The organism is Streptomyces meridianus, from assembly GCF_023703325.1.
Taxonomy (GTDB): Bacteria; Actinomycetota; Actinomycetes; order Streptomycetales; family Streptomycetaceae; genus Streptomyces; species Streptomyces meridianus.
On sequence record NZ_JAMQGM010000033.1, the window covers coordinates 120,875 to 131,159 of the forward strand.

Genomic DNA, 10,285 nt, shown 5'->3' on the forward strand with positions numbered 1-10,285 from the left:
CCGGGGGCTGTCGCGGGCCGCCCGACGCACCGCGCCCCGTTCCGGCCGCCGACCGGGCGCACCGGGCCGGAACGCGCTGCGGTTCTCCGGCCGGCCGGCCCGGGTGGCAGGATCGAGGCATGTCCGACCAGCCAGATCCGTCCCCGGTCACCGCCCCGTACGACGCACTGCTCCTGCTGTCCTTCGGCGGTCCCGAAGGTCCCGACGACGTGGTGCCGTTCCTGGAGAACGTGACCCGCGGCCGGGGCATCCCCCGCGAACGGCTCGAGGAAGTGGGCCGCCACTACTTCCTCTTCGGCGGCGTGAGCCCGATCAACGAACAGAACCGCGAACTGCTCGGGGCGATCCGCCGGGACTTCGCCGACCACGGGCTGGACCTCCCCGTGCACTGGGGCAACCGGAACTGGGCGCCCTTTCTCACCGACACGCTGCGGGACATGGCGCAGGCGGGCCACCGGCGCATCCTGACCTTCGCCACCAGCGCCTACGCCTCCTACTCGGGTTGCCGCCAGTACCGCGAGAACCTCGCCGAGGCGCTGGCGGCGCTGGACGCCGAGGGGCTCCCGCTGCCACGCGTGGACAAGATCCGGCACTACTTCAACCACCCCGGCTTCGTGACGCCCATGGTGGACGCGACCCTCGCCGCCCTCGCCGAGCTGCCCGAGGACGTCCGTGCCGGTGCGCATCTCGCCTTCACGACCCACTCCGTCCCCACGGCATCCGCCGACACCTCGGGACCGCCCGAGGAGCACGGAGACGGCGGCGCCTACGTCGCCGAGCACCTGGACGTCGCGCGGCTGATCGTCGAGCGCGTGCGCGACGAGACCGGGACCGACCACCCGTGGCGGTTGGTGTACCAGTCCCGCAGCGGGCCGCCGCACATCCCCTGGCTCGAGCCCGACATCGGTGACCACCTCGAGGAACTGCACGCCTCCGGAGCCCCGGCGGCCGTGATGGTGCCGATCGGGTTCGTCTCCGACCACATGGAGGTCAAGTACGACCTGGACACCGAGGCCGTCGCCAAGGCTGCGGAACTCGGGCTGCCGGTCTCCCGGGCCTCCACGGTCGGCGCCGACCCGCGCTTCGTCGCGGGCATCCGGGAACTCGTCCTGGAGCGGGCCGCCGCCGAGCGCGGGGCCGCCGTGGAGCGCTGCGCGCTCGGCAGGCTCGGTCCGGGGCACGACGTGTGCCCCGTCGGCTGCTGCCCGGGACGGGTCCCGCTGCCGGCCGCGGCCGGCGCGGACAGCCCCTGGGCGCCGTGACAGCGGCGCACAGGGGCCGAAACACCGACACCGATGCAAGGAGCACTGTGAACGACGAGCAGCTCAAGAACGAACTCCTGGGCATCGCGCTGGAGGCCGCCCACCGGGCCGGTGAGCTGCTGCGCGACGGCCGTCCCGCCGACCTCGGCGTGGCCGCCACCAAGACCAGCTCCATCGACGTCGTCACGGAGATGGACCTGGCCGCCGAGAAGCTCATCACCGGTTTCCTCGGCGAGCGGCGGCCCGAGGACGGCCTGCTGGGCGAAGAGGGCGCGGACACCCGGGGCAGCAGCGGCGTGCGCTGGGTGATCGACCCCCTCGACGGCACGGTCAACTACCTGTACGGCCTGCCGTCCTGGGCGGTGAGCATCGCGGCCCAGCGGGACGGGGAGACCCTCGTCGGCGTGGTGACGATCCCGATGCGCGGGGAGACCTTCCGTGCGGTCCAGGGGGCGGGGGCCCGCCTGGGCGACCGTCCCCTCGCCTGCCGCACGGCCCCGCGCCTGGAGGAGGCACTGATCGGGACGGGCTTCGGCTATCTCACCGAGCGCCGCGCGGCCCAGGGCGAGGTGGTCCGCCGGCTGCTGCCGAAGGTCCGCGACATCCGCCGGGGCGGTTCCGCCGCCACCGACCTGTGCGATCTGGCGGCCGGCCGCTTCAACGGCTACTACGAGCGCGGACTCAACCCGTGGGACTTCGCCGCCGGCGAGCTCATCGCCCGCGAGGCGGGCGCGCTGACGGGCGGCCGTCCCGGGGACCCGCTCTCCGGCGAACTCGCCGTCGCCGGCGCCCCGGGCGTCTTCGAGCCGCTCCAGCGGCTGCTGGAGGACCTCGGCGCCTGGCACGACTGACGATGTGCCCGCACCCCCGCCCGGGCCCCGCACGGCAGTGCGCCCCGACCGCGTGGGCCGGGGCGCACTCATGGCAAGGGGCGGATCAGGCGCTCAGTGCACCGACCTGCACGCCGTGCTCGGCGGCCAGCCGGTGCAGGTCGTCCAGCTCTCCCTGCTCCACCTCGACGAGAAAGTCGTCGCCCGCTTCACGAGCGCGCATGAGGTCGGACTCGGTTGTGTGTATGCGCTGCAGAATGCCTGCGGTGAACGCGTCCATGGGGCGCCCCCTTGTCGTGGGTCGTGACGTCTGTGGCACGGACAGGTGCCGCTTACTGGGGGGTCCTCCCGGCCGGGGCCGGTGAGGGGATCGCGTCCGCATCCCTGCGGGGGAGTGGGTACGGCTGTGCCGGCGACGGCGCGCGATCGGGGTGTGCCATCGTCCTCCCCTGCCCTCACGCCTCAGAAACCTCAGCAGTCCGAGGAATCCGGAATTCCCGGGTCTCTTGCCCTGCGCACCGCCCTTACCGCCGGTTTACCGGCATTGAGGGCAGGATGGGGACTCGCGGGAAGCACACCCCGCAAGCCATCACGCCCGTGAGGGCCGGAGGGAAAGGAACGGCGCCGTGCGCGTACTCGTCGTCGAGGACGAGCAGCTGCTCGCCGATGCGGTGGCCACCGGGCTGCGCCGCGAGGCCATGGCCGTCGACGTCGTGTACGACGGCGCAGGCGCCCTGGAGCGCATCGAGGTCAACGACTACGACGTCCTCGTGCTCGACCGGGACCTGCCGGTCGTGCACGGCGACGACGTGTGCCGCCGGGTCGTCGAACTCGGCCTGCCCACCCGGGTCCTCATGCTGACCGCTTCCGGGGACGTCAGCGACCGGGTGGAGGGCCTCGAGATCGGCGCCGACGACTACCTGCCCAAGCCGTTCGCCTTCAGTGAGCTGACCGCCCGGGTACGCGCGCTCGGGCGGCGCATCACGTCTGCTCTGCCGCCCGTCCTGGAACGGGCCGGCATCAAGCTGGACCCCAACCGGCGCGAGGTCTTCCGGGACGGCCGGCAGGTCCAGCTCGCGCCGAAGGAGTTCGCCGTCCTGGAGGTGCTGATGCGCAACGAGGGCGCGGTCGTCTCGGCCGAGCAGCTGCTGGAGAAGGCCTGGGACGAGAACACGGACCCCTTCACGAACGTCGTACGGGTCACCGTCATGACCCTCCGCCGCAAACTCGGTGAGCCGCCCGTGATCGTCACGGTTCCAGGCTCCGGCTACCGGATCTGACCGCCATGGCTTCCACCCCTCCACCACCCGCCGCACCGCCCAGGCCCACCTGGAATCCGGGACCGGCTCCCCGGCCCCTCCCCTGGCTGAGGCCCACCATCCGGATACGGCTCACCCTGCTGTACGGCGGGATGTTCCTGATCGCCGGCGTGCTGCTGCTCTCGATCATCTACCTGCTGGCGGCCCAGGCCCTGCACCTGGGCAACGAACTGCCCTTCAAGGTGCTCGACGGCAGTCGCGTCCAGCCGACGAACAACACCTGCCCCGGCATCACCGGCTACGCAGGCCGGGACCTGCCCGAGGCCCAGTTCAACGACGCGCTCAACGCCTGCATGAACCATCAGCGCCAGCTGGCCCTGGACGGCCTGCTGCGCCGCTCCCTGCTGGCCCTGCTGGGGCTGAGCGTGGTCGCCTTCGCCTTCGGCTACGCCATGGCCGGCCGGGTCCTCTCGCCGCTCGGCCGGATCACCCGCACGGCGCGGATGGTGGCCGGTTCCGATCTGTCCCGCCGGATCGAGCTGGACGGGCCGGACGACGAGCTCAAGGAGCTGGCCGACACCTTCGACGAGATGCTCGGCCGCCTGGCCAGAGCCTTCGACGCACAGCGAAGATTCGTCGCGAACGCCTCGCACGAGCTGCGCACCCCGCTGGCGATCAACAGGACCCTTCTCGAGGTACAGCTCTCCGATCCGGACGCTCCGGCGGACCTCCGGCACCTGGCGAAAACGCTGCTGGCCACGAACGAGCGCAGCGAACAGCTCGTCGACGGTCTCCTCCTGCTGGCCCGCAGCGACAACGAGATCGTGGACCGGCAGCCCGTCGACCTGGCCGAGGTGGCCGACCTGGCCATCGACCAGGTGCGGGGGGAGGCGCAGCGCAAGGGGGTGGAACTGCGCGGGGAGCGCAGGCCGGCGGTCGTCCAGGGCAACGGCGTGCTGCTGGAGCGGATCGCGCTGAACCTCGTGCAGAACGCAGTGCGGCACAACACGGAGGGTGGCTGGGTCGAGGCCACCACGGACACACATCCCGGCCAGGTGGTGCTCTCCGTGGCGAACACCGGGCCGGTCGTGCCGGCGTACGAGCTGGACAACATTTTCGAGCCGTTCCGGCGGCTGCGGACCGAGCGGACCAACAGTGACAGGGGCGTCGGTCTCGGTCTGTCCATCGCGCGTTCGGTGGCGCGGGCGCACGGCGGCCGTATCGAGGCCGAGGCGCGGGAGGGGGGAGGGCTGGTGATGCGGGTCACGCTGCCGGTGTAGCCGCTGGTGGCGTCCCGAAAAGATGTTCGCTTCGGGCGGAATCGCCGGAGTCGAGCCCGAGGGCCGGCCTGTGGAATCGGTCACACGATAGGTGTAGCGGCCATGTGTGACCATCTACGCTCCGTCATCACAAACCCTGCAGAAAAGCCTGGAAAATCGGTGTTTTGCGGGTTCGTGACGACGGGAAGTACACGGGGTGGCGGCCGAAGGGGCCGAGCACATGACCGTGTACGGTCGCCGTCGCCATCCAACCCGATCACCACTTCAGGGGCGCGGTTGGGTGTCGATTGAGTAACAGACCTTGATGTGAGGCAAAATCTCCGCCTCAGGTCGGGCACAAGTCCGGCCTCTCACGCGTTACGTGCGCTGAGACACCGCAGACACCCAGAGGGGGAGAGCGCGACATGGCAACGGACTACGACACTCCACGCAAGACCGATGACGAACTCAACGAGGACAGCATCGAGGAACTGAAGGCCCGCCGGAACGACAAGTCGACGTCCAGCGTCGACGTGGACGAATTCGAGCAGGCCGAGGGTCTCGAGCTGCCGGGCGCCGACCTCTCCAACGAGGAACTGTCCGTCCGGGTCCTGCCGCGGCAGGCCGACGAGTTCACCTGCATGAGCTGTTTCCTCGTGCACCACCGCAGCCAGCTTGCCGCCGAGAAGAACGGCCAGCCGGTCTGCCGCGACTGCGCGGCCTGAGGCAGCACCCCGTGACGGGTCCGATACCGCACGACTCCGACCCGCCCGAGGAGCGGGAGCAGAAGGACGTGCCGGAGGAATTGCCGGGCCTGACCACGGAGAGACGCGACGAGCGAGGCCGTGCGGCCTCGCTCGCAGCAGCCGCTGTGCGCGGCACCCGATGGGGGGTACGGGGCGCACGGCAGGGGTTTCGCTGATCGTCGACCGGATCGTCGAGCTGGCCCCGCGCGTGCCCGTACGCGATCTCGAGACCCTGCGCCGGCAGTTTCCGGGGCTCGGCCCCGAGGAGATCGCGGACAAGCTGGTGGCCGGAGCCGCCAGGGGATCGGCCGCAGTCGGAGCGGCCGTCGGGGCGGCGGTGATGATGCCCGTACCGCCCGCAATGCCCGCCGAACTCGCGGCGGAGATCGTCGGAGTGGCCGCAGTCGAGATCAAGCTGATCGCCGAACTCCACGAGATCTACGGCGTGCGGGCCCCCGGAAACGCCCCGGAACGCGGCATGGCCTACCTGACCGCATGGTCGGGCGAGCGGGGCATCGATCTCGCCGAACCGCTGACCGTTCAGGCCGCGCTCAGTGGTCACGCGAAGCGCGAGCTGCGCCGGCGCATCCTGCACCGGGGGGTGCGCAACCTGCCGAACCTCGCACCGTTCATGGTGGGCGCCGGGGTCGGGGCGGTCATGAACCGGCGCGGCACCCGCAGACTCGCCCACAAGATCCGGGCGGACCTCCGCGCCCGGCAGGTCACCTGGAAGGCACTTCCCGGCGCGGCGGGGGAGAACCCGCCGGGGAGCCGGCCGTCGCATCGCCCCCGGTAGTCCGGCTGACCGGGGTGTCCCGCTGTTTCCGCGCCGGGGCCGGAGCCGCTGGTCAGGCTCGGCCCGAGGCCGCCGTCAGCGCCGCTGCCAGCCTCTCCGGGTCGCGCGTCGACAGGTACAGGTACGGGGTGGGGTCCTCCGGGTCGGTGACCTCCACCTTCAGTGCCGTCGGAATGTAGCTGCGCAGCAGCAGGTAGGCCCGGGGATCAGCCTTGTGGGTGCGCCAGGCGACGGCCTCCTCGGCGTCCAGCACCCGCGCCTCGCCCAGGGCGGACACCGGAATCCTGGCATCCCCGGCGACCAGCGAGTCGGCCACCACCCGGATCCGGGGCGAGCCGTAGGAACTCACCCCGGCCGCGGCCCCCGCCGCGCCGACGGCGAGCCCGACCAGCATCGGCAGCGTGCCGAGGGGCAGCAGGATCAGGGCGAGACCGATGGCGGCGAGGGCGGCGACGAGCCACCACGACCGAGGCGCGGTGAGCCGCTCTTCGTAGGACTGCATGGCCCCAAGCTTGGCACGGGCACTTTGCCGCGTGTCCACGCCCGTGGGGGTGCGGCTGCGGAGAACACTCGCGGGTAGGGTCTGCCCTTGTGAGTGGACGAACTGCATCGCTGTCACCGCCGGCCGGAGCCATGCCGCCGGTGCGGCACCCCGAAGCCCCCGCGCCCGGGGAGCTCCTCGGCTCCCACTACGACCAGTGCTTCGGCTGTGGTGGTGCCCAGCCGCACGGGCTCCATCTGGAGGCCCGGGCGGGCGAGGGCGTCAGCCTGACCGCCGAGTTCAGGGTCAAGGCGGCGCATCAGGGCGCCCCCGGCCTCGCCCATGGAGGCGTGCTGGCCACCGCCCTCGACGAAACCCTCGGCTCGCTCAACTGGCTGCTGCGCGTCATCGCCGTGACCGGAAGGCTGGAGACGGACTTCGTGCGTCCGGTCCCGGTCGACACCGTGCTGCACCTCGATGCCCACGTCGTCGCCGTGCACGGCCGCAAGATCTACTCCTCCGCCACCGGCCGGATCGGAGGCCCCGACGGCCCCGTCGCGGTGCGCGCCACCGCGCTGTTCATAGAGGTCAAGGTCGACCACTTCATCTCGCACGGGCGGGACGCCGAGATCAAGGCCGCGCTGGCCGACCCCGACCAGCAGCGGGTCGCCCGGGCCTTCGAGGTGAACCCGTGAGCCGCCCGCCCGTCGACGTGCTGATCCGCCGGCTCGACCCGGGGGTGCCGGTCCCGTCGTACGCGCACCCCGGCGACGCCGGCGTCGACCTCGTCACCACCGAGGAGGCCGAACTCGCCCCTGGGGAAAGGGTTGTTCTGCCCACCGGTGTGGCCGTGGCGTTGCCCGACGGTTACGCCGCGTTCGTGCACCCCCGTTCCGGCCTCGCGGCCCGGTGCGGTATCGCACTGGTGAATGCGCCAGGGACCGTGGACGCCGGGTACCGTGGGGAGATCAAGGTAATCGTGGTCAACCTGGACCCTCATCGCAGCGTCCGGTTCGAGCGCTTCGACCGGATTGCTCAGATGGTCGTCCAGCAGGTCGAGAAGGTGCGCTTCCACGAGGTCGCGGAACTTCCCGGCTCCGCGCGGGCCGAGGGGGGTTTCGGGTCCACCGGAGGTCATGCCGCGGTGGGCGCACCCTCGTGCGGTAACGGATACTCTTCGGTCGTCTCCGACCGGGAAGGACAGTGACGTGTTCGGACGTCGTCGCAAGGAACGCGCAGACGCTCAAGGCACTGCGGGCACAGCCGACCGGCTGGCCGACGGCGTGGACTCCCCCGAGTTCGAGTCGGACGGTGCCGCCACGGATGCGAACGGGTACCGCGTGAGCCTCCCCCCGGGGCCGCGCCCCGACGGTCCGTGGGATGTCTCCGAGGTCGGCCGTCCGGCCGAGGGCCGGGTGGACCTGGGCGGTCTGTTCGTGCCGGGTGTGGAGGGCATGGAGCTGCGGGTCGAGGTCGCCGGCGACGCGATCGTCGCGGCCACCGTCGTCCTGCGGGAGAGCGCCGTGCAGCTCCAGGCCTTCGCCGCCCCCAAGAAGGAGGGCATCTGGGGAGAGGTGCGCGACGAGATCGCCACCGGCATCACCCAGCAGGGCGGCATCGTCGACGAGGTCGAGGGCCCGCTCGGCTGGGAACTGCGTGCCCAGGTCCCGGTGCAGCTGCCCAACGGCACCAACGGGGTGCAGGTGGTGCGGTTCGTCGGCGTGGACGGCCCACGCTGGTTCCTGCGCGGGGTGATCTCCGGCCAGGGCGCCGTGCACCCTGAGCACGCCGGGCTGCTCGAGCACATCTTCCAGGACACCGTGGTCGTGCGCGGTGACGCCCCGATGGCACCCCGTGACCCGATCGTTCTGAAGCTGCCGAACGACGCGCAGATGGTGCCGGACGGCATCCAGCAGGAGGAGGCGGGCGAGGGCTCGCGCTTCGCCGGCGGTGTGGACCGGCTCCAGCGCGGTCCGGAGATCACCGAGGTGCGCTGACGCGCTGCTGCCGCTGTACGTGGCCGAGGGCCGCATCCCCGTCGTGGGGTGCGGCCCTCGCGCTGTTCCGGGGGAGCTGAGCCGGGGAGCGAGCCGGGCAGCGTCAGAGGGCATCGAAGCGGACCCGGCGTGCGTAGGGGAGCCGTCAAGGCGGGCCGGGCCGAAGCGGCTCCGGGCAGAGCCGAGGGCGGGCCCGGTCCTGCCTTCCCCCTCGCCGGGAGACGCAGGGAAGTCCGTTGCGCGGACGGCTTGTGCACCTCAGTGGCCTGCTCGCCGTTACGTGATCAGCACGATCGCGATCCTCCCGGAGACTCCATGGCGAGCGGGCGGCGAACACGGTGAGGGTGAGCTGCGACCGCGCATGGACGGTCAGGAGCAGCGTCGCCACCGGTCGGGATCGCTCACGGGATCAGCGGCTCTCCCACGCGCCCCTGCGCCCGCCGCCAGGATTCCGTCAAGATGCGCTCCCGCAGCGGAAGGGAGCCGTCAAGAAGAGCGACGGAACGGCCACGGCGGGCTTCAGTGGGGGACAACCGGAGTGAAGAAACCGGCAAGGAGCTGAGGGTCATGGGTGTGGAGAACGTCGTCGGTCTCGTCATCGCCGTCACTCTGGTCGGGTACCTGATCCTGGCCGTGAAGTTCCCGGAGAAGTTCTGAGCCCGCGAGGCGACAGGCCGTTTTCATGCCGGAGGTTCAGCCCCGGAACGGGTGATCCTGGTCCAGGTCGCGGTTGAGCTGGAGCACGTTGACGCGTGGCTCTCCCATGAACCCCAGAGCCCGCCCGGTGGTGTGCCGGTCGATCAGGTCGAGCACGGCGCGCTCACCGACTCCTCGGACCCGAGCCACACGAGGTGCCTGGAGCCGCGCGTAGGCGGGGGAGATGTCGGGATCCAGACCGCTGCCGCTCGCGGTGACCGCATCCGGTGGGACACGTGGGACCCTCGGTGCGTTGCCGTACACCGGCACGGTCTCTCCCGCGGAGTAGTCCTCGCCGAACCGGGCGCACTCGACGCGGACGCCCCGGTACGTGGCGAGGAACGGACGGGCCGGGCACTGCTCGTTGACGCTGACGACCCGGGCCGGTCGCCTGACGTGGCCGGCTGCGTCACGAGCCCCGATGAGGGAGAGCACCGCGCCCACCCCGCTCGGGGTGCAGAACGGACGGCGCCCGTCCACGCGGTCCAGGACAGCCGCTGCCTTGCTCCGCGAGCAGACCTGGGTGAGCAGGCTCTGCGTGGCATGGGGATCCTCTTTCCCCGCTCGGACCAGTGCGGGGTCGGGCAGCGTGTCGACGATGTCCTCCGGTCCCAGGTTGCTCGCGCCGGACGCAGTGGGGTCGTAACCGTGTTCTCCGGCCGCTGACGGGCGGCTCTGGAAGTACTGACCGAGCGGATTGCCGTCCCGGTCGGTGAAGCTCTGCCCGATGATGCGGCTGCCCGCGGGCTGTCCGTCCGTCTCGGACATCGACCCGTCCGCCTGCTCGCGCAGCCCGGGGAGTTGGACGATGCCGGTGACCAGGAGCGGGTAGACCGCGCCGCACACCAACGTCAGCAGGAGGAGCGCCCGCAGTGCGGCCCAGTGCTGCCTGAGCCAGGGTTGCGGACGCATTCAGGACACCCCCGGAATGAACTGCACGAGCAGGTCGATGATCTTGA

Annotated in this window: 13 protein-coding genes; 10 read left to right on the forward strand and 3 right to left on the reverse strand. The window is 71.4% G+C overall.

Annotated features, from left to right (window positions below; genetic code table 11):
* The first annotated feature begins 119 nt into the window (after positions 1-119).
* On the forward strand, positions 120-1,262 hold the full coding sequence (locus M1E25_RS16185; RefSeq protein ID WP_251416002.1) for a ferrochelatase: 1,143 nt from the start codon (positions 120-122) through the stop codon (positions 1,260-1,262).
* 47 nt (positions 1,263-1,309) lie between these two features.
* Positions 1,310-2,113: an inositol monophosphatase family protein gene (locus M1E25_RS16190; protein WP_251416004.1), complete on the forward strand. Its 804-nt coding sequence runs from the start codon at positions 1,310-1,312 to the stop codon at positions 2,111-2,113.
* Positions 2,114-2,198: 85 nt separating this feature from the next.
* Here M1E25_RS16190 and M1E25_RS16195 read toward each other — a convergent pair whose 3' ends face one another.
* The gene (locus M1E25_RS16195) at positions 2,199-2,372 is read right to left on the reverse strand and encodes a hypothetical protein (protein WP_251416006.1); all 174 of its coding nucleotides are present in this window, start codon (positions 2,370-2,372) and stop codon (positions 2,199-2,201) included.
* 346 nt (positions 2,373-2,718) lie between these two features.
* On the opposite strand from M1E25_RS16195, the gene M1E25_RS16200 reads away from it, so the two are divergent.
* From M1E25_RS16200 to M1E25_RS16215, 4 genes are all read left to right on the forward strand, one after another.
* Positions 2,719-3,372 (forward strand): response regulator transcription factor, encoded by a 654-nt coding sequence (locus M1E25_RS16200; protein ID WP_251416008.1) that lies wholly within the window; start codon positions 2,719-2,721, stop codon positions 3,370-3,372.
* 5 nt (positions 3,373-3,377) lie between these two features.
* The gene (locus M1E25_RS16205) at positions 3,378-4,631 is read left to right on the forward strand and encodes a sensor histidine kinase (protein ID WP_251416010.1); all 1,254 of its coding nucleotides are present in this window, start codon (positions 3,378-3,380) and stop codon (positions 4,629-4,631) included.
* A gap of 404 nt (positions 4,632-5,035) precedes the next feature.
* The gene (locus M1E25_RS16210; RefSeq protein ID WP_251416012.1) at positions 5,036-5,335 is read left to right on the forward strand and encodes a DUF4193 domain-containing protein; all 300 of its coding nucleotides are present in this window, start codon (positions 5,036-5,038) and stop codon (positions 5,333-5,335) included.
* Positions 5,336-5,495: 160 nt separating this feature from the next.
* Positions 5,496-6,152 carry a hypothetical protein gene (locus tag M1E25_RS16215; RefSeq protein ID WP_285830829.1) on the forward strand — a complete coding sequence of 219 codons (657 nt, stop codon included), beginning with the start codon at positions 5,496-5,498 and terminating at the stop codon, positions 6,150-6,152.
* Positions 6,153-6,204: 52 nt separating this feature from the next.
* On the opposite strand, the gene M1E25_RS16220 is transcribed toward M1E25_RS16215, so the two are convergent.
* Positions 6,205-6,654, reverse strand: coding sequence for a DUF3093 domain-containing protein (locus tag M1E25_RS16220; protein ID WP_251416014.1), 450 nt, complete (start codon positions 6,652-6,654; stop codon positions 6,205-6,207).
* 89 nt (positions 6,655-6,743) lie between these two features.
* Here M1E25_RS16220 and M1E25_RS16225 point away from each other — a divergent pair, with 89 nt between their 5' ends.
* The 4 genes from M1E25_RS16225 (at position 6,744) to M1E25_RS16240 (ending at position 9,287) form a co-directional block, all read left to right on the forward strand.
* Complete coding sequence (locus M1E25_RS16225) at positions 6,744-7,328, forward strand: PaaI family thioesterase (RefSeq protein WP_251416016.1); 585 nt, start codon at positions 6,744-6,746, stop codon at positions 7,326-7,328.
* On the forward strand, positions 7,325-7,840 hold the full coding sequence (dut, locus tag M1E25_RS16230) for a dUTP diphosphatase (protein ID WP_251416017.1): 516 nt from the start codon (positions 7,325-7,327) through the stop codon (positions 7,838-7,840). The genes M1E25_RS16225 and dut overlap by 4 nt, the downstream gene beginning before the upstream one ends.
* A gap of 1 nt (position 7,841) precedes the next feature.
* A complete protein-coding gene (locus M1E25_RS16235; RefSeq protein WP_251416020.1) occupies positions 7,842-8,630 on the forward strand; it encodes a DUF3710 domain-containing protein in 789 nt (262 codons plus the stop codon).
* A gap of 567 nt (positions 8,631-9,197) precedes the next feature.
* Positions 9,198-9,287, forward strand: coding sequence for a potassium-transporting ATPase subunit F (locus tag M1E25_RS16240; RefSeq protein ID WP_251416023.1), 90 nt, complete (start codon positions 9,198-9,200; stop codon positions 9,285-9,287).
* Between the two features lie 36 nt (positions 9,288-9,323).
* Here the strand turns inward: M1E25_RS16240 and M1E25_RS16245 are convergent, their stop codons facing one another.
* Complete coding sequence (locus M1E25_RS16245) at positions 9,324-10,238, reverse strand: potassium-transporting ATPase subunit C (protein WP_251416025.1); 915 nt, start codon at positions 10,236-10,238, stop codon at positions 9,324-9,326.
* Positions 10,239-10,285: the final 47 nt, after the last annotated feature.

Excerpts from the sequence above, each read along its gene's own strand:
- M1E25_RS16205 (WP_251416010.1), top strand. The coding sequence starts at position 3,378 with ATGGCTTCCACCCCTCCACCACCCGCCGCACCGCCCAGGCCCACCTGG.
- M1E25_RS16210 (WP_251416012.1), top strand. The coding sequence starts at position 5,036 with ATGGCAACGGACTACGACACTCCACGCAAGACCGATGACGAACTCAAC.
- M1E25_RS16195 (WP_251416006.1), bottom strand. The coding sequence starts at position 2,372 with ATGGACGCGTTCACCGCAGGCATTCTGCAGCGCATACACACAACCGAG.
- M1E25_RS16245 (WP_251416025.1), bottom strand. The coding sequence starts at position 10,238 with ATGCGTCCGCAACCCTGGCTCAGGCAGCACTGGGCCGCACTGCGGGCG.
- M1E25_RS16220 (WP_251416014.1), bottom strand. The coding sequence starts at position 6,654 with ATGCAGTCCTACGAAGAGCGGCTCACCGCGCCTCGGTCGTGGTGGCTC.
- M1E25_RS16215 (WP_285830829.1), top strand. The coding sequence starts at position 5,496 with ATGGGGGGTACGGGGCGCACGGCAGGGGTTTCGCTGATCGTCGACCGG.
- M1E25_RS16240 (WP_251416023.1), top strand. The coding sequence starts at position 9,198 with ATGGGTGTGGAGAACGTCGTCGGTCTCGTCATCGCCGTCACTCTGGTC.
- M1E25_RS16185 (WP_251416002.1), top strand. The coding sequence starts at position 120 with ATGTCCGACCAGCCAGATCCGTCCCCGGTCACCGCCCCGTACGACGCA.